Raw genomic sequence first — 22,993 nt, forward strand, 5'->3', positions numbered from 1 at the left:
GGGCGCGCCACGGCGTCCCGCCGGTTCAGTGACCGGCGCCTTCCGGGCGGGCCCACTTCGGCATCAGCAGCGCCAGCAGGCAGGTCAGCAGCAGCATCCCGGCCAGTACGCCGAGCGTGACGCGGACCGCGGTGAGCTCGGCACCGGACCCGCCTCGCTGTACGCCCACGTGGCCAACAAGGACGAGCTGCTGGACCTGCTCTATGACCGGGTGCTCGCCGAGGTCGAGACCCCGAAGGCCGACCCCGGGCGCTGGCGGGAGCAGATGCGCGACCTGGTCCCGCACATCTACGAGGTGCTGAGCGCGCACGCCGACATCGCCAGGGTGGCCATGGCCAACATCCCGAGCGGGCCCAACGCGCTGCGCATCACCGAGGCCGAGCTGGCGATCATGATCAGCGGCGGGGTGCCGCCGCGGATCGCGAGCTGGATGATCGACCGGCTCAACCTCTACATCGCCGCCGACGTCCACGAGGGGGCGATGTACGCGGCCAGGCAGCGCGCCTCCGGCAAGGACGCCGGCGAGTTCATCAGCGACTTCTTCGGCCGGTTCGGCGACTACTACCGCACCCTGCCCGAAGACCGTTTCCCGATGATGACGGCCCACGTGGACGACCTCCTGGAGGGCGGCGGCAGGGTCCGTTTCGAGTTCGGCCTGGACCTGCTGCTCGGCGGCCTCGCCCGGTACGGAGCCCCGGGCGACCGGTGACGCCACGGTGAGTGAGCCGTTACAGCGGGTTTGAACGCAGCCGTCCGGGTGCAGTGAGGCAGCATGCGGACGTTCCCGACGGCCCGCGGCAAGATCCCCGACGTCGCCGTGGCCGATCTCCCCGACCCCCGCCCACTGCGGCGCGTGATCGGCCCCGGAGTCGTGGCCGCGGCGATCGGCCTGGCCTCCGGTGAGTTCGTGCTGTGGCCCTACATCTCCGCCAACGTCGGCCTGGTCTTCCTGTGGGGCGCGTTCGTCGGGGTGATCTTCCAGTTCTTCATCAACATGGAGATCGAGCGCTACACGCTGGCCACCGGCGAGACCGCGCTGACCGGCTTCAGCAGGCTGTGGCGGCCCTGGGGCCCGGTGTTCATCGCGTTGGCGGTACTGGCCAACATGTGGCCGGGCTGGGCGACGAGTTCGGCCACCGTGCTCACCTACGCCATCGGGGCGGGCGATCCCGTGCTGTTCGCCATCGGCGAGCTGGTGCTGATCGGCGTGATCCTCACCCTCGCACCGTTCATCTATCGCTGGGTGGAGCGCATCGAGTTCGTCAAGATCGGCGCGGTGCTGGTGCTGCTGGTGGGCGCGCTGGCGGTGGCGCTCGCCACCGAGTCGCGCGGCGGCCTCGCCCAGGCCGTCACCGCGCCCGCCGTACCGCTGGAACTGGGGGCCGCGCTGATCCTCGGCGCGCTGGCCTTCGCCGGGGCGGGCGGCGCACAGAACCTCGTGCAGAGCAACTGGATCCGGGACAAGGGCCTCGGCATGGGCGCCAGGATGCCCAAGCTGGTCTCCCCGGTGACCGGCCGCCCGGAGGCCGCCCCCTCCACCGGCTACCGCTTCCCCGCCGACGAGGCCAACCTCGCCAGGTGGCGGGGCTGGTGGCGGGTGGCCAACACCGAGCAGCTCGTGTCGTTCGTCCTCATCACGGTGCTGACCATCACCGTGATGTCGATGCTCGCCCACGCCACCGTCTTCGGCCGGGAGGTCGCCAACGACGTGACCTTCCTGCGCGTGGAGGGCCAGGTGCTGAACGAGCGCACCGGATGGTTCGGCACCTTCTTCTGGATCATCGGCGCCTACTCCCTGTTCGCCGCCGCCCTCGGCATCCTGGACTACATGGGGCGCCTGGTCTCCGACTCGCTGAAGGTCACCTACCTGGCCGCGAGCACCCGCTGGAGCGAGTCCGCCCTGTACGTGGCCGTGGTCTGGGCGCTCATCGCGATCGGCGGCGTCGTGCTGCTGGCCGGGTTCGACCAGCCGCTGGCGCTGCTGGTGATCTCGGCGGTGGTCGGCGGCTTCATGATGTTCCTCTACTCGGGGCTGCTGATGATCCTCAACCGCAGGGCGCTGCCCCGCGAGATCGGGCTGCGCGGGTACCGCCTGGTGGTGATGGCGTTGATCTTCCTGTTCTTCGCGTTCTTCGCGGCACTTACGGTCATCGACCGGATCCGCGGGCTGTAGCCCGGTTTTGCGCGGGGCCGGAGAAGGGGCACCATGGAAGGGAGAGGCGCGCGGGAGGGGGCATGGGCGGGTCGCTCGTCACCAAGCCAGCACACCAGGGGGTCCGTTGCCGCGCGTCCGCGAAATCGAGGTCTTCCGGCTCACCCTGCCGTACGGCAGGCGGCCGGAGAGCATTCTCGTCCGGCTGACCGACCATGGCGGGATGACCGGGTGGGGCGAGGTCGTCGAGCCCGGCCTGGACAAGGCGTGGACGACGCTTGAGGAGAGCCTGGCGCCCGCGCTGGTCGGCGTCGACTGGGAGCATCCCGACGAACTCGACACGATCTCGCGCGGTGGCAGCGCCGCGGACATGGCGTGCTGGGACCTTTGGGCGCGGATGCGCGGGGTCCCGCTCGCGCACGCGCTCGGCGGCAGCCGCACCTCGCTGATGGCGACGGTCAGGATCGCCGGCGACCGGTCGCTGGAGAGCCTGGTGGCGCGGGTCAACCAGCAGGTCTGCGGCGGATACGCGCACGTCACGCTGGACGTCCACCCCGGCTGGGACGTCGAGCCGGTGCGCGCCGTACGCCAGGCGTTCCCCGGCCTCGCCATGTCCGTTGACGCCCAGGCCGCCTACACCGAGATCGACGCCCTGGTCGCGCTCGACTCCTACGACATCGCGGTGATCGAGCGGCCGTTCGGGACGACCGACCCGGTCACCCACGCCATCCTCCAGGACCGGGTCTCGGCGGCGGTCGCCGTCGAGGCCGGCTCCGATGCCGAGCTGGCCGCGCACGTCTCCGCGGGCTCGGCCAGGGCGCTGCTGCTGCGGCCCGCCCGCTTCCCCTCGCTCAGCGACGTACGCCGGGTCCACGACCGGGCCATGGCCGCCGGGTGGGAGATCCTCTGCGCGGGAGGCCAGGGCACCGGCCTGGCCAGGGCGGCCACCGTGGCGGTGGCCGCGATGCCGGGCTGTAACCTGCCCTGCGACGTCACCCAGCCGCCGCGCAGCGCGCAGATCGTGACCCCGCCGGTCGGGGCCGCGGGCGGCGTCGTCGCCGTCCCGCTGACCCAGCCCGGCCTCGGCCACACCGTGGACGAGGCGCGCCTGCGCCGGCTGGCCACGGTGTCCTTCACCGCCTGACGCCGGGATGACCGCCTGAGGCCGGATCAGCCGCCGCTGCAGCCGTCCGTCAGGCCGGTCACGCCTTCCGGGCCGCCCCCGGTCGTGGTCGGCGACGGCGTGCGCTTCTTGGCGGCCGTCTTGGGGGAGGAGTCCGCCGAGGTCTCCGGAGTGGCCTTGGCGGCCCGCGCGGGCTTGGGCCGCACCGAGTCGCGGATGGCCTTCGCGGTCACGGAGCGGATCTTCGTCCAGTCCGGGTATCCGGTGTTGATCAGCGGCGGCACGAACTGCACGCTGTTCACCTTGGCGTTCTTCACCCGCAGCGCGACCGGGACGAGGTGTTCCAGCATGGGCCGGGGGATGTCGGTGCGCAGCAGTTCCTTGGTGGCCAGCGCGACCCTGTTGAAGCGGGCCAGCACGGTGGCGGGGTCGGCCTGCTCCAGCAGCGCGCCGAGCACGCAGCGCTGGCGGCGCATCCGGGTGAAGTCATCGCTGTTGGTCCTGGACCGGGCGAACCACATCGCGTCCGCGCCGCCGAGCTTGCGGGTGCCCGCCTTGACCAGGCCCTCGTTGTACTTGCCGAAGACCACGTCCCGGTCCACCGTCAGGGTGACCCCGCCGATGGCGTCGATGAGCCGGGCGAAGCCCCACATGTTGACCAGCGCGAACCAGTCGACCTTCAGCCCGAGGGTGTAGCCGACCGTCTCCTTCAGCGTGCGCGCGCCCTGGTTCTTGCGCCCGCCGAAGATCTCCGGGTGCGTGTCGGCGTACTCCCACACCGCGAAGAGCAGGTCCTCGCGCCCGCCGCCCGGCCCGACCGGCAGCCGGAACCCGTCAGGGAAGCGGGCGTGCATCGGGCTGCCCGGAGGGAACCGGACGTTCTCCAGGTTGCGCGGCAGGCTGAGCAGCACGGTGCTGCCGGTCTTGATGTCCACGCTGGCCACGTTGATGCTGTCGGTGCGCACCCCGACGCGGTGGTCGTCGGCGTCACCGCCGAGCAGCAGGACGTTGAGCCGGTCGCGGCCGTTCCACGGGTCCTCCGGCTTGACGGTCTCGGTGGGGTCGGGCGCGCTGTTGAACACCTCGTCGAGCGTGCGCCGGCTGACCGTGACGAAGTTCACCGCCCAGGCGAACGGCACCAGCACCGCCACCGCGGTGAGCCCGGCCACCACTCCGGTGATCGCCTGCCCGCGCGCCGGGAGCACCCCGGGCCGCAGCACGACGAACGAGTGGACGATCACGGCGAACCAGGCCAGCCCCAGCACGACCGCGCCGACGGTGATCCCGGTCAGCCACTCCGACGAGGTCAGCCGCCCGATGAAGCCGGCGTCGGCGGTGAGGGCCCGTACGCCGGCCGTGACCAGCAGCGCCGCGTATACGCCGAGCAGCGCGAACCCCGTCCGCCGATGGCCGGTCTTGAGGTGCGCGGCACCAGGCGCGACCACGGACACCAGCGTCCACCCGATCACCGCACCGATGCCGAGCGTTCTCGATCGTTCCCGCACTCGCGCTTGTTCCCCTCGCGATATGTCCCAAGTGTCCCACCCGGCGTCGTGGGGGATATTAGACGGGTTAGCGTGGCTGACAGGGTACCGGCGCGTGAATATCCCGCGAACGCGTGTCCCGGCCGGGGTACGCCGAGTCGATCCACAAACTTTTCCGGCCCCTGCCCGGTCGGTGCGGCGGGCCCGGCAACGGGTTAACGTGAGGCATGCTCGATGTGCTCGGACCCGGTTACGAGGCCACCGTCCTGCCCATGGGACACGACGAGGAGGGCGAGGTCGTCGCCACCCTGGTGCGGCGGCGGGCGGCCGGGCCTTCGCGGCGCGCCGTGCTCTACATCCACGGCTTCACCGACTACTTCTTCCAGACCCACCTGGCCGACCACTTCGTCGCGCAGGGGTTCCACTTCTACGCGCTGGACCTGCGCAAGTACGGCAGGTCGCTGCTCCCGCACCAGACCCCCGCGCTGGTGCGCAGCATGACGCACTACTTTCCGGAGATCGACGAGGCCGTGCGGATCATCCGCGAGGACGACGGCAACGAGGTCGTCGTGGTCAACGCCCACTCCACCGGCGGGCTCATCGCCGCACTGTGGGCCGACCGGGTCCGCGGCACGGGCCGGGTGCAGGGCCTCATCCTCAACAGCCCCTTCCTGGACCTCAACGTCTCGGCGTACCTGCGCTCCATGGCCGACCTGCTGATCTGGCCGCTGGCCCGGGTGCCCGCCCGCACGGTGCTCCCGCTGGCCCTGGCCACCGCGTACGGCAGGAGCCTGCACCACACCTTCCACGGCGAATGGGACTACGACCTGGCCTGGAAGCCGCTCACCGGGTTCCCCGTCCACGCCGTGTGGCTGTCGGCCGTCCGCAGGGCCCAGCGCCGCCTGCACGGCGGGCTGAACGTCGACGTGCCGGTCCTGGTGCTGTGCGCGGACAAGGGCCTGCGGCTACGCGACTTCGCCCCCGAGGCGCACAGCGCGGACGTGGTCCTGGACCCTGACCACATGGCCCGCTGGGCGACCAGGATCGGCGGGCACGTCACATGTGTCCGGGTGCCCGGCGGCATCCACGACCTCGTGCTGTCCGCCGAGCCGGTGCGCAAGCAGGTGTTCGGCGAGATGGACCGCTGGACGCGCTGCCACCTGGCCGGCGACGCCTACCAGGGGAACGCGAACAACCCGTAGTAGGCGGCCACCGCCAGCAGCACGCCGGTGCCGCCGAGCACCCCGGCGATGGCCACGTGCTGCCACCGGCTCGGCTGCCAGCCCTCGCGCAGCGCCGACACCACCGCGGCCACCGCCGTGACCTCCTGGAGCAGCATCAGCACCGCGAGCACCCGGACCACGATCCAGCCGGACAGCACGGCGGGCCACGCCCCCGCCTGGTTGATCGAGAACAGCACCAGCAGCGTGATGAAGCCGAGCACCGACACCAGCAGGCCGAGGCCGGTCAGCGCCATCCGCCGCAGCCGCCGCCGGATCGGCGGCCAGAGCAGGGCGTTGGTCTGCGCCCGGGTGTCGCGCCCGCGCAGCCGTACGACGAACTGCGCGACCGGCCCGGCCACGTAGCCCACGACCGCCAGGCACAGCGCCAGCCCGAGCACCGTGCCGCCCGCGTACCAGGGGGCGGCCGGCACGTCACTGGCCTGGTACCGCTGGACCGGGGTGGCCCCGGCCATCCGCACGGCCGGCGTGCCGTTCTGGGGGAGGCCGTCGATCCAGTTGACCAGCGTCTCCAGGTAACCGGGCGCGAACGGGCCCGCGCCGATCCGCATCGCGTGGTCGGCGCCGCCGAGGAACCTGATCGTGTAACGGTCGTTGCCGGCTGCCGCCAGGCCCTCGGTCAGCGCCTGGGTGCTCTCCACGAACGGGATCGAGGGGTCCATCGTGCCGTAGAGCGCCAGCACCGGCTGATGGACCCTGGACAGCCAGGGCAGCGGATCGTGGCGCAGGAAGTCCAGGCCGACCACGCCCATCGCCCGCGACAGCAGGTCGCGTACGCCCACCGGGGCGTACAGCCGGAGCAACTGCTCGTTCAGCGCCCAGGCGACCTGGCGCAGCGGCGAGACGTTGGGCGCCGACACCATGACCAGGAAGCCGACGTCGGCGCTGCGCGCGGCGGCGATCGGGGTCGCCCAGGTGCCCTCGCTGACGCCCCACAGCCCGATCCGGGTGCGGTCGACGTCCGGACGCTGGCGCAGGTGCCGCACCATGCGCAGGATGTCATCGGCGAGCAGCCCGAAGTCGCGGGTGCCGAAGGAGTAGCCCACCGACCGCTTGTCATAGCCGAGCGTGATGACGCCCGCCTTGGCCAGCCACTCGGCCTGGGCGGCGAACTCGCGCCGGTCGGCCGAGCCCGACCCGTGCACGAAGACCACGGCCGGGTGCGGCCCCGGTGTCATCGGCGCCCAGATGATCGCCTGGGACGTCGTGCCCTGCAGCGGGATCGTGACCTGCTCGGTGGTGATCGGGCCTTTGCCGGCCACCGGGGCCCGCTCGCTCGCGGGCTGCGGAGGCAGCGAGCTGAACGCGGCGTCCGCTTTGAGCGGAGGCGGATCGAACGACGGCGGCAGCGCGTAACCCACTGTGGCGAGCACGACCAGCACCAGACCGGCGGCCACGCTCAGCGTGCCTCGACCGACGCGCACCTGTACCGCTCCCCGGATCGGGGCCAGAGACGGCCCAATGTCGTTAATGTTCCCTCCGATCTTTCAGCGTACTCGGCAAAGAAACCGCCCGCCGCCAGTGCGTGTTCGGCCTGATTCGTCGCCGGAAACTGTTAGCGTCCTGCGACATGCGCGTGCTGCACACCTCCGACTGGCACCTCGGACGCTCCTTCCACCGCGAGAGCCTGCTCGCCGCGCAGGCCGCGTTCGTGGATCATCTGGTCGAGACCGTCAGGAGCGAGCGGATCGACGCCGTGGCGGTGGCCGGCGACATCTACGACCGCGCGCTGCCGCCGGTGGACGCGGTGGCGCTGTGCAACGAGGCGCTGCACCGGCTCGCGGACGCGGGCGCGCGGGTGATCATGATCAGCGGCAACCACGACTCGCCGCGGCGGCTGGGGTTCGGGGCCGGGCTGATCGACGCGGGCGGCGTCCATCTGCGCACCGACCCGGCCGCGGTGGCCACCCCCGTGCTCGTGGACGGCGTGGCCTTCTACGGCATCCCCTACCTGGAGCCGGAGACGGTCCGCGGGCCCTGGGAGCTCACCGCCCGCAGCCACGACGCGGCGATCCGGCACGCCATGTCACTGATCAAGGCCGACGCCACGGGCCGGCCGGGCCCCTCGGTGGTGCTCGCGCACGCCTTCGTGACCGGCGGCGAGGCCAGCGAGAGCGAGCGGGACATCCGGGTCGGCGGCGTGGACAACGTCCCGCTGGACGCCTTCGACGGCGTCGGCTACGTCGCGCTCGGCCACCTGCACGGCCGCCAGCGGATGAGCGAGACGGTCCGCTACTCCGGCTCCCCGATCGCCTACTCCTTCTCCGAGGAGCGTCACACCAAGGGCTCGTGGCTGGTCGCCCTGGGCGAGAACGGGATGGAGGCGGCGGAGTTCGTGCCCGCCCCGGTACCGCGCCCGATCGCCCGGCTCAGCGGTCACCTGGACGACCTGCTGACCTCGCCGCGCCATGCCGGTGTCGAAGACCACTGGCTGGCCGTGGTGCTCACCGACCCGGTCCGGCCCAAGGGCGCGATGGAACGCCTGCGGCAGCGCTTCCCGCACACCCTCACCCTGGCCTTCCAGCCGGAGGGCGGCGGCGAACGGCCCGCCGTGCGGCGCACGGCGGCCGGGCGGCCGGAGATCGACGTGGCCCTCGACTTCGTCCGCGAGGTGCGCGGCGAACCGGCCGACGACGCCGAGCGGAAGCTGCTCCAGCAGGCCGTCGAGGCGTGCCGGATCAAGGAGGCGGCGGCGTAGATGCGGCTGCACCGCCTCACCATCACCGCCTTCGGCTCCTTCCCCGGCACCGAGACCGTCGACTTCGACGCCCTCGGCGAGGCCGGGCTGTTCCTGATCCACGGGCCGACCGGCGCGGGCAAGACGACCGTGCTCGACGCGGTCTGCTACGCCCTCTACGGCCAGGTCCCCGGCCAGCGCAACGACGCGCGGAGCCTGCGCTGCGACCACGCGCCGCCCGGCCGGGGGCCGAAGGTCGAGCTGGAGGCCACCGTACGCGGCCGCCGGTTGCGGCTGGCCCGCTCCCCGGCCTGGCAGCGCCCCAAGCAGCGCGGCGAGGGCATGGTAGAGGAGAAGGCCAAGGTCCTGCTGGAGGAGCTTTCCGCGCGGGGGGAGTGGACGTTCCTGTCCGGCCGCATCGACGAGGCGGGCGACCTGGTCGGCGGCCTGCTGGGGATGAACGCGGCGCAGTTCCAGCAGGTGGCGATGCTGCCCCAGGGGGAGTTCGCCAAGTTCCTGCGCGCCGACGGGGAACTGCGGCACGCCCTGCTCGAACGGCTGTTCTCGGTCAAGGTCTTCGGGCAGGTGGAGAAGTGGCTGGCCGACCACCGTACCCAGACCTGGCGCGACCAGGAGGACCTGGCCAAGGCCGTGGCCTCGGTGGCCGACCGGATGCGCGGCGCGGCCGGCGACGGGCTGCTCGAAGACGTACCCGATGATGACGATGATCAGGAGGCGTGGGCGCGGTCCCTGCTGGCCGCCGCCGACGGGCTGGCCGCCCGGGAGGAGACGGCGGCGACGATCAGCGGGTCCGCCCTGCGCGCGGCCCGCGACGAACTCGACGCCGGCCGGGGCCTGGCCGACCGCAAACGCCGCCACACCGAGGCGCTGGCCCGGCAGGCGCACCTGGACGCCGCTGCCGAGGAACGCGCCGACCTCGGCGTCCTCCTCGCCGACGCGGCCCGCGCCGGGCGGGTGCTGCCGCTGCTCCACCGCGCCGAACAGCGCGCCGAGGCCGAGGCCAAGGCGGCGCTGCTGGCCGCCGAGTCGATGTCGCGGGTGCTGCCCCTGCGCCCGGCGGGCGATGACGACCTCGCGGCGCTGGAACGCGAGCGGCGCGATGAGATCGCCCGGCTCGGCGGGCTGCGCGCCGACGAGGAACGCCGGGCCGCGCTCCTGGCCGAGATCGCGGAGATCGGCGCCGAGCTGACCCGGCTCTCCGGCCGCGAGACGGCGACGGCCGAGCTGCTGGCCGTACTGCCGGGCAGGCTGCGCGAGGCGGAGGAGCGGCACGCCGCCGCCCGTCAGGCCGAGGCCGCTTTGCCCGCCGCCGAAAACGCCCACGAGACCGCCGTCCGCACCCGCACCGCCGTCCACCGCCGCGACACCCTCACCACCGCCCTCCAAGCCGCCCTGACCTCCCTTCCCATCGCCCTTGGCGACGGGGAAGGGGCCCGGGAGCTGCGGGAGCGGCTGGTGGGGCAGGAGCGGGCCGTACGCGATGAGCTGGCCGGGCTTGAGGCGCTGCGCGGCGACGAGGCGCGGGTCCATGAGCTGGGCGAGCAGATCAGCGCGCTGGCCGCCGAGTACGACGAGCTGACGCAGCGCGAGGCCGCGGCCCGCGCCGCGCTCGCCGACCTCCCCGTACGCCTGGCCGAGGCCACCGCCCGCCTCGACGACCTGCGCGCGCGTACCGCCGCCATCCCCGCCGCCGAGGCCGCCCGCGACGCGGCCCGTCATCTCCTGGAGGCGGCCGGCCTGCGCGACTCCCTCATCCCCGAGGCCGAGGACGCCCACCAGGCCAGGCTGCTGGCCACCGACACCGCCCAAGACCTCCGCGACCGCCTGCTCACCGCCCGCCAGGCCAGGATCGACGGCATGGCGGCCGAGCTGGCCCGCCGCCTCGTCCCCGGCGAGCCCTGCGCGGTGTGCGGCTCCCCGGAGCACCCCCGCCCCGCCGAGGAGCAGGCATTCGCCCCTGAGGAGGAGGCCGAGGCCGAACTCCGCCACCAGGAGGCCCAGGACGCCAGGCAGGCCGCCGAGAGCCACGCCGCCGTACTCGCCGACCGCCTCAGGGAGGCCACGGACCGGGCTGATGGCGCCACCGCGGAAGAGGCCGCCGCCGCCCTGGCCGATGCCGAACTACGGCTCGCCGAGCTGGCCGAGGCCGCCGATCAGGAGGCCGCCCTGGCCGAGGAGGCGGCCCGCGCGCAGGCCGATCTCGACGAGGCCCGCGACCGCGCCGCCGAGTCCGCAGGTGCCATCGCCGAGGCCGCCGCCGCCCTCGCCGGGGCGCGGGCCGAGCTGGAACGGCTCACCGCCCGGCTGGAGGCCGCCCGTGGCGAGGACGCCTCGCTGCCCGAGCGCCGCGACCGGCTGACCGCCGAATGCGCGCTGCTGCGCGACGCCGCGGAGGCCGCCGGACGGGTCGCCGAGCTGACCGTGACGCTCGCCGAGGCCCGTGCCGCCGTACCGGACCCGGAGCTGACCGCCGAGGAGGCCGAGGAGGCCGTATGCGCCGCCGAGGCCGAACCGGCCCGGCTGCGGGCGCTGGCCGCCGCCGCGCCCGAGGCGGGCGCGCTGGCGGAACGACTGGCCGCGCAGCGCACCGCGGCGGAGGAGGAGAGCAGGCGGACCGCCGCGGAGCTGGCCGCCGCCCGTGCCCGCCGGGACAGGTCAGCCGCCGAGGCCGACCGGCTCGGCGCGCTGATCGACGAGGCCAGGGGCGAGGACCCCAGCCTGGCCGCGCGGCTGGACCGGCTGGCCGCCGAGGCCGCGCTGCTGCTTGATGCGGCAGAGGCCGCCGGGATCGCCCGCACCGCCACGGCCGAGGCCGCCGCCGCGCGCGCCGAGGCGGGGGAGGCGGCGGCGGAGGCCGGGTTCGCCGGCCTTGACGAGGTCCGCGCCGCCGTACGCCCGTCCGCCGAGCTGGAGGAGCTGACCGAACGGCTGCGCGCGCTGGACGCCGAGTCGGCCGCCGTCGCGGCGCTGCTGGCCGACCCCGAACTGCGCGCGGCGGCCGAGGCGCCCGACCCTGACCTGCCCGCCCTGACCGAACGCCACGACGCCGCCGAACGCGTCCACGCCGCCTGCTCCTCGCGCCGCGACCAGGCCCGCGACCGGCATGACCGGCTCACCGCCCTGGCCGCCGAGCTGACCGGGAGCCTGGCCCGCTGGCGGCCCGCCCGCGAACGCCACCGGCTCGCCCGGCGGCTGGCGGAGCTGGCCGGCGGCACGTCCGCCGACAACACGCTCGACATGCGCCTGTCGTCGTACGTGCTCGGCGAGCGGCTGCGCCAGGTCGTGGACGCCGCCAACGACCGCCTGGACCACATGTCGGGCGGGCGCTACCTGCTGCAGTACGACGTGCGCAAGACCGCGGGCAGCCGCAAGCGCTCCGGCGGCGGGCTCGGCCTGCGCGTCCTGGACGGCTGGACCGGCGTGGACCGCGACCCCGCCACCCTGTCCGGCGGCGAGAGCTTCGTGACCTCCCTCGCCCTGGCCCTCGGCCTGGCCGACGTGGTCAGCGCCGAGGCGGGCGGCGCGGAGATCGGCACCCTCTTCGTCGACGAGGGCTTCGGCACCCTCGATGACGACACCTTGGACGGCGTCCTGGACATCCTCGACGGCCTGCGCGACGGCGGCCGGGCCGTCGGCATCGTCAGCCACGTCGCCGAACTGCGCACCCGCATCCCCACCCAGCTCGTCGTCACCAAGTCACGCACCGGCTCCGAACTGACCGCCCGCACGGGCTGACCCGCCAGGCCCGGCGGGTCAGGCCGGGGGATCGGCGGGGCGGCGGGACTCGGTGACGTAGGCGGCCAGTTCGCGGACTCGTTCGGCGTGCTGGTCGTGTCCCACGATCACCGGTGGCTCGTTGTACGGCATGGCGTCGGAGGAGCGGCGCAGCTTGATGTACTGGCCGCAGGCGTCGATGGCGTACGGCTCCATGTCGTCCTGGAGCGCGCCGATGACGGTGATGCCGTAGGTCTCGCCGATCCGCCGGAACAGCGCCACGGCCTCCCTGCGGTGCTCCTTGCCGAGGTTGCGGCCCAGCTCGTCGAGGACCAGGCACAGGTGCCCGCCGCCGGAGGAGGCGATGGCCGCCGCGCAGACCAGCTTGACGGCCTTCTCGTCCATCAGCGCGGTGTTGGCCCTGCGGTTGTAGGGGACGAACCCCTGCCCCTCGCCGCGCCGCCACTTCGGCACGACCTTCCAGGCCCACCGCTGCTCGGGATCGGCGGGCGCGGGCGGCACGGGGAACTCGATGGTCGCGCCGTAGCCGCCGTAGGCCAGGTCGAGCCGCTCGAACTCCTCCGCCACCCGCGTCAGCCGCGCCTTGATCGCCGCGGTCAGCGCCGCCCGGTGTACGGCGGTGGAGCGCGCGGCCTCCTCCGCGCCGGTGGCGGCGGCGGCCAGGTCGCGCTGCCGGGTGGCGAGCTGGGACTCGATCTGCCGGCGCTGGTGCCGTTCGTACTCCTCCTGGCCGCGCAGGTAGGACGACAGGGCGGTGCACACGCCGGGGAAGGTGGCCTGTTCGCGCGCCGTACGCCCGGCGCCCGGCTCGGTGCGTTCGCGGATGAGGAAGCGCAGCTCCTCCGGCATCTCCTCGTCCTCGCCGGGGAAGGTGTCGCGCAGCGCGCGGTCCAGGTGCCGCTCGGCGGCCCGCCACCACTCCTCCGCGGTGAGCGGTCGCTCCTCCTCGCCGAGCGCGGCGAGCCATTCGACGGCCCCCTCCGCCTCGCCGTCGAAGGCCCGGACCAGCTCGGCCAGCCCGAGCGCGGCGCGCTCCGCCCCGACCCGCTGTTGTTCGGCGCGGGCCTGGGCGAGCTCGCCGTCGTGCCGGGCGCGGCGCGACTCCAGCCGTTCGATCTCCATGTCGCGGGTGCGGGCCCGGAAGTCGAGCGCGCCGACCTCGCGGTCGGCCGCGGCGACCTTGGGGGCCAGCTCGGCGAGCGCGGCCGTCAGGCCGGTCAGGCGCTCGCGGCGCTCGGCGAGCCGCCGCTCGATCTCGGCCAGCCGGTCGGCCGCCCGCGCCCCCTCCAGCCGGCGCGCCGCCTCGGCCACGCCGTCCTCGCAGGCGCGGACCAGCGCGGCGGCCTCCTCCTGCGTGTCGCGGGCGCGGTTCAGGCGCTGCTCGGCGGCCTTGATCCGCGCCTCCCTGCCGGTCGCCACCGCCTCGAAGGCCCCCACGACGGTCACCCCCGCCGCGCTCACCAGCACCGAACCGGGCAGCCCGGCCAGCGCCGCGGCGGCGGAGTCGAGGTCGGCCGCGTCGATCAGTACGGCGTGCTCGTGTGGCCAGCCGCGCAGGGCGCGGGTCTCGGCGTGGTCGCGGGCCTGTTCGGCCACGTCGATCGCGTCGAGCAGGCCGCTGGCCGGCACGCCGTGCTCGGCCAGCGCGCGCAACTGCGCCGCCGCCGGGCCGCCTTCGGCGTCGTCGAGCGCCGCGGACGCGCCGGAGACCTCCTGGTCGGCCACGCCGAGCGCCTTCAGTGCCAGGTTGAGCCGCTGCCTGGCCGCCGCGACCTCCGCCTCGGCGGCGGCCACCGCGCGGCCGTCGGCGAGCCTGCGCAACTCCTCCAGCGCGGGGATCTGGCCGCGCAGCTCGTCCGCGGAGTTCTCGGCGACGGCGCGGTCGGCGGTGAGGGACGCCGCCCTGGCCTGCGCCTCCGCCAGCTCCTTGCGCGCCTCGGCGAGCCGCCGGTCAAGAGTGTCGTCCTTCAGGGTGGCGATCTCGGCCTTCACCTCGGCCATGGCCGATGCGGCGGCCTGCTCCGCCGCCTGGTGCCGGGACAGCTCGGCGGCGAGCGCGGCGTCGCGGGCGGCCGTGTCGGCGACCCGGCGGGCGAGCCTGCCCTTCCAGCAGCGCAGCGCGTCGGCGAGGCGGACGCGCGCCTCGTCGCGCCGGTCGAAGGCGTCGATCAGGGTGCGCGACTCGGCCTCGAACTCCTGGAGCCGCGCGACGGCCTGGGCGGCGCGGACGCGTTTGGCGTGCTCGTCGCGCCTGGCCTCGCGCTCTTGGTCGAGCTCGGCGTCCAGGCCGGTCAGGGCGGCCACGGCCTCGAAGATGCGCTCGGGGGAGATCTCGTTGAGCGGCTGGGACAGCAGGTTGGTGGCGACCTTGCTGCGCACCGACGTGGACAGGAAGGACACGCAGCGCACCCGGTCGCCGTAGAGGACCTTGGTGAGGTCGCGGGCCACGATGTCGCGGCGGCCCGCCGAACGGGGCAGGGTCAGCCACATCTCGTCGGCCCTGGCCACCCGCTCGGCCTCGGAGGCCGCGGAGGCCAGGTAGACCCCGCCGGTCCAGCGGATCTCCAGGTGCGGGGCCTCCTGGTTGACCCGCAGCCACACGGTGACCGGGCCCGCGGGCGCCTCCGGGCCCGTCTGCCCGCCCCCGGGCGTGTCGAAGACGCCGACGATGTAGCCGTGGTCGGCGCTGGCCCACTGCCTGCCGGCGCCCCCGGTGGCCAGCTCGGCGTTGAACAGCAGCTCCGAGACCGCCTTGGCGCCGGACGCGAAACGCCACTGCTCGTCGCCGAGCAGCGCGGTGATCGCGGCGATGAAGGACGACTTGCCCGCGCCGTTGGAGTCTTTCGGCCCGGCCCCGGCCACGACGATGAGCGTGCCGGGCACGGTCGGCACCGGGTGCGTGGAAAGCCGCGAGATGTTGACCGCCTGCACGGCGATCAGCACCCTGTCGCCGACGAGGTTTTCTACCCGTGTCACCGCTCGTCTCTCTCCCGCACGTTGCCGGCATGGTCTGGAGTCGCGGGCGGGCGGCCGGTGGGCCTGCGCTTGGCGCGGACGGCCGCCGCCAGCGGGGTGTTGGGCCCGGCGGCCAGGATCAGCTCCTCCTGCAGGCGCTTCCTGGCGGCCGGCGTGAGCCGGTGGAACTGCGGCCCCGGTACGTAACCCCCGGCCTCCTCGCCCGCCTTGACCTGGGTCAGCAGCCCGGCCTGACGCAGTGTGCGCAAGGCCGCGTCCAGCTCGCCGATCGGCAGCTGGGTGTGGCGGCGCAGCTCTTCGGCGGGGGCCGGGTGCGGGGAAAGCCAGGTGTCCTCGCCGAGCAGGCCCTCGGCCCGGGGGATCGCGACCGAGTGGACGAGCACCAGGACGAGCACCGCCCGCTCGGCCTCGCCCAGCGTGCTGCCCGCCGTGGCGGCGGCGGCCTCGCCGTAGCCGGAGGTCCAGCGCTCGCGGGCCTGGATCAGCACCCGGCCGCGCCGCGCGAGCATCTCCGCCAGCGCGCGCCGCAGGGCGGGGTCGCGCAGCGCCGCGAACCGGACCTCCTGCACCGGCTCGGCGGCGTGCTCGACCGCCATGAAGGCGGCCACCAGCTCGGCCCGCCGCCGCTCGTCGAACGCGCCGAGCAGGTCGTCGTCCAGCGGCTCGCCCGCGAGCACGGCGGACTCCGTGCCCGGCGGCGGCTCGGCCAGTGGCAGGGCCGTCACGGTGTCGCCGGGGTCGGGGAGGCGGCCCATCAGCTCGCGGAGCTGGGCGTGCGACTCGGCGGGCCAGGTGGCGCAGCGCGGGCCCAGGCGCACCTCGCCGTCGGCCAGCACGATCCACGCCGAGTCGTGCAACCGGCGCAATGCGCCGATCGCCCAGTTGCGCATCAGGTCGTCGGTACGCCCGATCAGCGCCCGGTACGCGGAAAGGACGGTCTCCACCGGCGCGGGCCCGCCCGGCCACGGGTCGGCGGCGAGGTCGCTCCAGCAGCACTTCAGGCAGGCGGCCAGCACCCGCCTGGCCTCACCTGACCGCTCCGCCGAGATCGGGGCGACCTGGTATTCGAGCAACAGCGACGGACTCGCCCCATCCGGCCACACCGGCACCGCCACCTCAGGCCCATCCCCGCGCGCCAGCCGGGCCATCCCGGCCGCCGCGGCCTCCCCAGGAGCCAAGACCAGCGGCCCGGTCGCCCGCGCCCGGGCATGCGCGGCAGCCTCACGCGCGAAGCCCCCGGCCGCCGTATCACGCGGGTCGGTCGTGGTCACGGCCGGTCCTTCCTAGGGGCGGCCCGAGCGGCCGGGTGGACAGGGCGCAGTCGCGCGGGTCGGTCGTCGTCATGGCCGCTCCTCTCGGGCCGAGGTGAGCGGCTCAGTGCGCTGGGTGCGCGCGGCGGCGTCGCGGCCGGTCCCCCTGGGCCGGTATGGGCCGCCCGGCGGCCCGTGTCCTGGGTGTGCGCGGCGGCGTCGCGGCCGGTCCCTTCTTGGGCAGCGGGGCGGTTGCGGCTTTCGGCCGTCGGGTCGCGTGGGTCAGTCGTCGGCACGGCCGGTCCTTTCCAGGTGGCCGTGGGACAGCCAGGCGGGCTCGGCGCCGGGGGTCGCGGTCAGGGCGGCGGACCAGCGCAGGCGGTAGGGGAGCTCGGGGTTGAGGTCGGCGGCGGCGAGGTCGGCGAGCAGGCGGCGGGCCGAGACCCACTCCCCGGAGTGGGCGAGCAGGTCCTGGACGGGGACCGAGTCGCGGCCGGCCAGCGCCTCCTCGGCGACCTCGGCCAGCCGGCGCAGTGCCCCGGCGGTGCCGCCGTCGAGGGAGTCGGCGGGCCCGTCGTCGGGCAGCGCCGAGCGGGGTGGCGTGGGCGCGACCGGCGCCGGGCGCGGGGCCTCATCGACGGCGTGGACGATCTCGGCGGGGTCGTGCCAGGGCGCGGGCGCGTCGAAGACGAACCCGTCGAGCACCGCGGCCAGCCGTTCCTTGGACGCGGTCTGGGTGAAGGTCCGCCACGTCTCCGACGGCAGCAGGGTGAGATTGCGCGTGGTGCCCGCCGAGTCGGCGAGCCGGCCCGCCGCGCGCCGGGAGGCGTCGCTGTAGGCGTAGATCGCCGCGCGCAGCTCGGTGCAGGTGCGGTCGAGCTGCGGCCAGCGGGTGAGGATCGTGCCGTGCAGCCCCTGCGCGCGGCGGGCGATCTCCTCGGTGCCCCACAGCTTGGGGGCCTGCTCGCGCAGCTCCTCGATGGTGCCGGTGCTGAGCGTGATCAGCTCAAGGGCCCACAGCCGGAACGCGCGCGCCAGGTTGCCCGCGCTCTCGGCGGCCTGCTCCATGGTCGTGCGCGGGTCGGCGACGTTGAGGTCTTCCAGCGCCAGCAGCCGGTGCATCTCGGACTGGCCGCCGTCGTCCATCATCCGGCGGATGAACATCAGCCCCACCACGCTGGTGAAGGACGCGCGGTAGCGAAGCTGGTTGGGCTTGGGGAAGACCTCGCGGATCGCGCCGAGCCCCTTCAGCACCCGCAGCCGGTTGTCCAGCAGGTCGGGGGGATACGCGCGGCAGGCGTAACGCATCTGCTCGTGGGTCAGCCAGTCTTCGCCCGCCTCGGCGAAGGCCGCGAACAGCGTCTCGGCGATGTCGACGAACGCCGGATCGTCCACGACCGCGCCGCTGTCCCTGGCGAGCGCCGCGAACATGCGGCGGTAGGTCGCGAGGACGGCCTCCTCGCTGAGGGCGGCGTCCAGCGTGATCTCGTGGTCGGTCTCGGGCACGCGCACTACGGTACGGCTTGCGGCCGACAATCCTGGACCGCGCGAATCGCCGCCCACGAGGAACCGGGCGGAAAACATCAGCAATGGTTGGAACGTTGAGGTCGGCCCGTGACGCTGCGCTAGGGTGACGTTCGGTAAATCGGGGGCAAAGCACGGGTTATCTGGCGCACGGGGTGAACAGGGTGAAGATCGCCAGACCGCGTGGTGACCGCGCCACCGCGGTCGCCGCTGCGGCGATTGTCGGCGCGCTGGTCGTCGCGGCGGCCGTTTTCGGCGTGGGGGTGTCCAGCGCCAACCCCCGGCTCGCCGACGTGGGCGCGTGGCTGTGGAGCAAGGCCAGGGGCACCGTCGTCCACGCCAACGGCCTGTCCGGCGAGGTGGACGGGCGCATCACCCCGTCGGGCTCGCGGGGCAAGCGGCTCGACGTCGTCCAGGACGGTTCCACCGTGCTGCTGGTGGACCAGGAGACCGGTGTGGTCAGCAGGATCGAGCCGAGCCTGCTGAAGGTGACCCAGACCCGCGACTTCGAGACGGCCGGGCTCCAGTTCGTCGTGTCCGGCACGACGGCGTACGCCGTCGATCCGGAGGGCACCGTGCGCCGCATCGACCCGGCCACGCTCAACGCGGTGGGCTCGCCGATCGCGCTGCCCCGCCCGCTCGGCGCGGCGGGGATCGACGGGGGCGGCCGGCTGTGGGTTCCCGTCCCGGCCACCGGCGAGGTCGTGCCCGTGCAGGGCGGCGTCAAGGGCGCCCCGGTGAAGGTCGGCGCGGCGGGCGACCCGCTGTCCCTGACCATCGCGGGCGGCCTGCCCGTGGTCACCAACACCCGGTCCTCCAGCGCCGTCGTCATCGGTGAGGACGGCAGCACCGGCCGGATCGCGCTGCCCAGGGAGGTCGCCGCGCAGGACGAGCCGGTACTCGGCCCCAACTCCACCGACGGCCCGCTCGCGCCCATCCTCGTGCCCGGCCCGGACGGGCTGCTGATCGTCATCGACACCGACTCCAGGGCGCCGCAGAGCGTCAAGCTGTCCACCGTCGCCGCCCCCGAGTCCCTGGGCGTCCCCCAGGTGCTCGGCACCCGGATCTACATCCCGAACAAGGAGACCGGCGGCCTGGTCGTGTGGGACAGCGCGACCGGCGGCGAACCGGGCGAGGTCGCGGTGGCGGGCCGGCCCGGTGACGTGGACGTGTTCGTCAAGGACGGCCAGCTCTGGGCGAACGACCAGCACGGCGACCGCGCGGTCGTGATCGACGTGGACGGGCGCAGGCACGAGATCGACAAGAACGACCAGGACGTACCGGGCCCGACGCGTACCGCCAAGCCGATGCCCACGATCAAGCCGCGCCCGACCGGCGAGCCCGACCCGACCACGCCACCGAGCCAGGCCCCCATCGAGGAGGAGCCCGAAGAGCCGGACCCCGTCCCCACCAAGAAACAGACCCCTACCCCCACCCCTGAGCAGAGCGAGACGCCAACGCCGACGCCCACCCCGTCGCCCAAGGCCCCCGGCGCGCCCGGCACGGTCAGCGCCCGGCCCGGCCCCGGCAAGGTCGATGTGACGTTCGCGCCGTCCGACGGCGGCGAGGTCCGCCACTACTCGGTGGAGGTGTCCCCGTCGGGCGGCGAGGTCAGCCCGCAGCGGGTGGACGCGAACGGCCCCTACCAGTTCGAGTTCAGGGGCGGCGACTGCGACAAGGACTACAGCTTCACCGTGGTCGCGCACTGGGAGGGCGGCGAGGTGCGCTCGCAGCCCAGCGCCGGGACCAAGCCCTGCGTCGCGCCGGGCAAGCCCAGCGGTTTCACCGCGAAGGCCAAGAACAAGGGCGCCGACCTGAGCTGGAGCGCCCCGGAGAACGCCGGTGACGACACCACCTACACGCTGTCGGGGGCGGCGGAGAAGAGCGGGATCGAGGGCACCTCGTTCAGCGTGGACGGGCTGAAGAACGCGGCCAAGCACGAGTTCACCCTCAAGGCGCGCAACGCGGCGGGGGAGGGCGAGGGCTCGGTGTCCACCTCGGTGGACCTCGCCTATCCGGCGCAGTCCTACAAGAACGCCAACAACGGGACGACCGACTCCCTCATCCAGTGCGGCCCACAGGGCGGCTGTGAGGTGGGCAAGATCCCGAAGGGCGAGTACCGGTCGCTCACCGTGATCTGCCAGACCAAGGGCAAGACGATCACCGACAACGAGCAGGGCGGCACCAGCGACGTCTGGAACCGCATCGAATGGAACGGCGGCGTCGCCTACATCAGCGACACGCTGATGGCCACGCCCAAGGGCGGTTTCCCGGCCGCCCCGCTGTTCCAGTGCGAGGACTGAGAAGGGGGCGACTCAGTGAGCGATCAGCAGTATGGGCGGCAGCCGGTTCACGGGGGCGGCGGCTACCGGGAGCAGGAGACGTCCTACGGGACGTACGACCTGCCGGGCCACACGTCCGGCCCGCCGTACCCCGGGGGAGCGGCAGGCCACCAGGACCACCTCGGCGAGCAGTCCTACCCGCGGCACGCCGGCGGCCATGCCTCCCCGGACGGCTACGGGTCCTACGGCGGCCAGGACCCGGCCCCCGGCCACGCCTTCCAGGGCGGTCACCGGGCCGCCCCGGCGCACAACGGGACCGGCTACGCCGAGCAGAGCGGGCCCCAGAACGAGACGGCCGCGCTGGCCGGTCAGTTCGCGCAGCGCTTCAACCTGCTCGCCGAGAACATCGAGCGCATCATCCGCGGCAAGCGCGAAGCCGTCGAACTCGCCCTGATCTGCCTGTTCTCCGAAGGCCACCTGCTGATCGAGGACGTACCGGGCACCGGCAAGACCACCCTCGCCCGCGCCGTCGCGGCCAGCGTGGACGCCGCCTGGCGGCGCATCCAGTTCACCCCGGACCTGCTGCCCTCCGACATCACCGGCGTGTCGATCTTCAACCAGGCGTCCAGGACGTTCGAGTTCCACCAGGGCCCGGTGTTCGCCAACATCGTGCTCGGCGACGAGATCAACCGCGCCTCGCCCAAGACCCAGGCGGCGCTGCTGGAGGTCATGGAGGAGCGCCGGGTGACCGTCGACTCCGAACCCCATCCGGTGCCCCGCCCGTTCCTGGTCGTCGCCACCCAGAACCCGGTGGACATGGACGGCACCTACCCGCTGCCCGAGGCGCAGCTCGACCGGTTCCTGATGCGGATCTCCGTGGGCTACCCCGACCACGCCGCCGAGGTCCAGGTGCTCAAGGGGATGCCGACCGGGCCCCAGGTGGAACGGCTGCCGGTGGTCGCCCGGGCTTCGGACGTGGCCGGGATGATCGACTTCGCGACGCGCATCCATGTGGCCGACCCGATCTATGACTACGTGGTCGGCGTGGTCGCCGCGACGCGTACCTCGCCGGAGGTCCGGCTGGGCGCGAGCCCGCGCGCCAGCCTGGCGCTGCTGCGCGCGGCGAGGGTGCGGGCCGCCGCGGCCGGGCGGCACTACGTGGTGCCGGAAGACGTCAAGGCGCTGGCCGCGCCGGTGCTCGCGCACCGCCTGGTGCTCACCCCGGAGGCGGAGCTGCGCGAGCGCACGGCGGGCGCGCTGGTGGGGGAGATCCTGGCCGCGATGCCGGTGCCGCAGGCGCTCGCCGGGGTGTGACCGCATGCTCACCCCGCTGGGCCGGGGCGCCGCGGCGGGGGCCGTGCTCCTGTACGCCGCCGCGCTCCCGCTCGGCTACCCGGAACTGGCCGTGCTGGCCTGCGGGACGGTGCTGGCGCTCGGCGCGGCGCTGCTGTGGACCGCACCGCGCACCCGGCTCGGCGTGCGCAGGGAGATCACGCCGCTGAAGGTGCCGAGGGGCGACGCGGCCGTCGCCGTGCTGCACATCCACAACCAGGGCCGATGGACCCTGCGCGGGCTGCGCGCCCGCGACCGCTTCGGCGCCGCCGAACGTGGCGTGGACGTTCCCGGCATCGCCAAGGCGACCACCCGGTCGGTGAGCTACCCGCTGCCCACGCAGGCCAGGGGGGAGATCCCGGTCGGGCCGCTGCACCTGGTCCGTGCCGACCCGCTGGGGCTCACCCGCCGGGTCCGCCGGTACGGCGAGGTGGCCACGCTCCTGGTCAGGCCGCGCACGGTGGTCATCCCCGTGCTGCCCTCCGGACGCGCGCCCAACCTGGACGGGCCCACCGGCGACAACGCGCCCGCCGGGACCGCGACCTTCCACACCTTGCGGGAGTACGTCGTCGGCGACGACCTGCGCCACGTCCACTGGCGGTCCAGCGCCCGCACCGGGACCCTGATGGTCCGCCAGTTGGTGGACGCCAGCCTGCCCGGCACCACGGTCGTGCTCGACACCCGCGAGGGCGCGTACGCGTCGGCGGAGCTGTTCGAGACCGCGGTGGACGCGGCGGCCTCGGTGGCGGTCGCGGCGGCGGGGGCGGGCTTTCCGGTCAAGGTCGTCACCGGGCGGGGCCTGCTGGCCGAGGTCAAGGGCGGGGCGGCCGACGCGGAGACCATCTTGGACCGGCTGGCCACCGTGACGCCGGGGGAGTCCGGGGTGACCGAGGCGGTGCGCCTGGCGCGCGGCGGCGGCGCGCTCGTGCTGGTCTCCGGCGACACCGCCCTCGCGGCGGACGGCGTGCCGCAGGCGTCGGCCGCCAGGCGCCGCTTCGACCGGGTGGTACTGCTGCGCTGCGCCGCCGGCCCCTCGGGCCGTCCGGCCGCACCCCCCGGCGTCACCGTCCTGGACCTGACCACCTTGGACGAACTGCCCGCCACCTGGCGAGGAGCCACCCGATGACCCGGCCAGGGGCGGCCGGCGCTCTGGCGGCGAGGGGCCCGGTGGCCCGGCCGGGCCTTGACCCGTCTGG

Annotated in this window: 15 protein-coding genes; 9 read left to right on the forward strand and 6 right to left on the reverse strand. The window is 74.2% G+C overall.

From position 1 onward, the window contains the following. Positions 1-25: 25 nt before the first annotated feature. On the reverse strand, positions 26-169 hold the full coding sequence (locus tag ACH34R_RS09300; protein ID WP_397560876.1) for a hypothetical protein: 144 nt from the start codon (positions 167-169) through the stop codon (positions 26-28). Between ACH34R_RS09300 and ACH34R_RS09305 the strand changes: the two genes are divergently transcribed. The 3 genes from ACH34R_RS09305 (at position 170) to ACH34R_RS09315 (ending at position 3,296) form a co-directional block, all read left to right on the forward strand. Further along, a complete protein-coding gene (locus tag ACH34R_RS09305; RefSeq protein WP_397560878.1) occupies positions 170-709 on the forward strand; it encodes a TetR/AcrR family transcriptional regulator C-terminal domain-containing protein in 540 nt (179 codons plus the stop codon). A gap of 63 nt (positions 710-772) precedes the next feature. Next, positions 773-2,173 (forward strand): Nramp family divalent metal transporter, encoded by a 1,401-nt coding sequence (locus tag ACH34R_RS09310; RefSeq protein ID WP_397560879.1) that lies wholly within the window; start codon positions 773-775, stop codon positions 2,171-2,173. Positions 2,174-2,279: 106 nt separating this feature from the next. Further along, positions 2,280-3,296 (forward strand): enolase C-terminal domain-like protein, encoded by a 1,017-nt coding sequence (locus ACH34R_RS09315; protein ID WP_397560880.1) that lies wholly within the window; start codon positions 2,280-2,282, stop codon positions 3,294-3,296. 26 nt (positions 3,297-3,322) lie between these two features. On the opposite strand, the gene ACH34R_RS09320 is transcribed toward ACH34R_RS09315, so the two are convergent. Further along, a complete protein-coding gene (locus tag ACH34R_RS09320) occupies positions 3,323-4,780 on the reverse strand; it encodes an LCP family protein (RefSeq protein WP_397560882.1) in 1,458 nt (485 codons plus the stop codon). A gap of 206 nt (positions 4,781-4,986) precedes the next feature. Between ACH34R_RS09320 and ACH34R_RS09325 the strand changes: the two genes are divergently transcribed. Continuing rightward, complete coding sequence (locus ACH34R_RS09325) at positions 4,987-5,961, forward strand: alpha/beta hydrolase (RefSeq protein ID WP_397560884.1); 975 nt, start codon at positions 4,987-4,989, stop codon at positions 5,959-5,961. Here ACH34R_RS09325 and ACH34R_RS09330 read toward each other — a convergent pair. Next, on the reverse strand, positions 5,934-7,424 hold the full coding sequence (locus ACH34R_RS09330) for an alpha/beta hydrolase family protein (RefSeq protein ID WP_397560885.1): 1,491 nt from the start codon (positions 7,422-7,424) through the stop codon (positions 5,934-5,936). The two genes, ACH34R_RS09325 and ACH34R_RS09330, sit on opposite strands and share 28 nt — an antisense overlap. A 146-nt stretch (positions 7,425-7,570) precedes the next feature. On the opposite strand from ACH34R_RS09330, the gene ACH34R_RS09335 reads away from it, so the two are divergent. Together ACH34R_RS09335 and ACH34R_RS09340 are read left to right on the forward strand one after the other, a co-directional pair. Further along, on the forward strand, positions 7,571-8,698 hold the full coding sequence (locus ACH34R_RS09335) for an exonuclease SbcCD subunit D (protein ID WP_397560886.1): 1,128 nt from the start codon (positions 7,571-7,573) through the stop codon (positions 8,696-8,698). After that, positions 8,699-12,433: an AAA family ATPase gene (locus tag ACH34R_RS09340; RefSeq protein ID WP_397560887.1), complete on the forward strand. Its 3,735-nt coding sequence runs from the start codon at positions 8,699-8,701 to the stop codon at positions 12,431-12,433. 18 nt (positions 12,434-12,451) lie between these two features. Here the strand turns inward: ACH34R_RS09340 and ACH34R_RS09345 are convergent, their stop codons facing one another. From ACH34R_RS09345 to ACH34R_RS09355, 3 genes are all read right to left on the reverse strand, one after another. Continuing rightward, positions 12,452-15,409 carry a chromosome partitioning protein ParA gene (locus ACH34R_RS09345; protein ID WP_397560888.1) on the reverse strand — a complete coding sequence of 986 codons (2,958 nt, stop codon included), beginning with the start codon at positions 15,407-15,409 and terminating at the stop codon, positions 12,452-12,454. Further along, complete coding sequence (locus tag ACH34R_RS09350; RefSeq protein WP_397560889.1) at positions 15,406-16,680, reverse strand: hypothetical protein; 1,275 nt, start codon at positions 16,678-16,680, stop codon at positions 15,406-15,408. The genes ACH34R_RS09345 and ACH34R_RS09350 overlap by 4 nt, the downstream gene beginning before the upstream one ends. Before the next feature lie 261 nt (positions 16,681-16,941). Continuing rightward, positions 16,942-18,165, reverse strand: a complete 1,224-nt coding sequence (locus ACH34R_RS09355; protein WP_397560890.1) for a hypothetical protein — start codon at positions 18,163-18,165, stop codon at positions 16,942-16,944. Positions 18,166-18,347: 182 nt separating this feature from the next. Between ACH34R_RS09355 and ACH34R_RS09360 the strand changes: the two genes are divergently transcribed. The 3 genes from ACH34R_RS09360 (at position 18,348) to ACH34R_RS09370 (ending at position 22,923) form a co-directional block, all read left to right on the forward strand. Continuing rightward, a complete protein-coding gene (locus ACH34R_RS09360; protein WP_397560891.1) occupies positions 18,348-20,486 on the forward strand; it encodes a hypothetical protein in 2,139 nt (712 codons plus the stop codon). A gap of 339 nt (positions 20,487-20,825) precedes the next feature. After that, a complete protein-coding gene (locus ACH34R_RS09365; RefSeq protein ID WP_397561034.1) occupies positions 20,826-21,779 on the forward strand; it encodes an AAA family ATPase in 954 nt (317 codons plus the stop codon). 4 nt (positions 21,780-21,783) lie between these two features. Further along, entirely contained in the window at positions 21,784-22,923 is a 1,140-nt protein-coding gene (locus ACH34R_RS09370; RefSeq protein ID WP_397560892.1) for a DUF58 domain-containing protein, read from the forward strand. Positions 22,924-22,993: the final 70 nt, after the last annotated feature.

Source organism: Spongiactinospora sp. 9N601 (assembly GCF_044326295.1).
In the GTDB taxonomy this organism is placed as follows: domain Bacteria; phylum Actinomycetota; class Actinomycetes; order Streptosporangiales; family Streptosporangiaceae; genus Spongiactinospora; species Spongiactinospora gelatinilytica.

Bases quoted from the DNA above. Each gene is read 5' to 3' on its own strand.
- ACH34R_RS09310 (WP_397560879.1), top strand. From the start codon at position 773: ATGCGGACGTTCCCGACGGCCCGCGGCAAGATCCCCGACGTCGCCGTG.
- ACH34R_RS09325 (WP_397560884.1), top strand. From the start codon at position 4,987: ATGCTCGATGTGCTCGGACCCGGTTACGAGGCCACCGTCCTGCCCATG.
- ACH34R_RS09335 (WP_397560886.1), top strand. From the start codon at position 7,571: ATGCGCGTGCTGCACACCTCCGACTGGCACCTCGGACGCTCCTTCCAC.
- ACH34R_RS09340 (WP_397560887.1), top strand. From the start codon at position 8,699: ATGCGGCTGCACCGCCTCACCATCACCGCCTTCGGCTCCTTCCCCGGC.
- ACH34R_RS09370 (WP_397560892.1), top strand. From the start codon at position 21,784: ATGCTCACCCCGCTGGGCCGGGGCGCCGCGGCGGGGGCCGTGCTCCTG.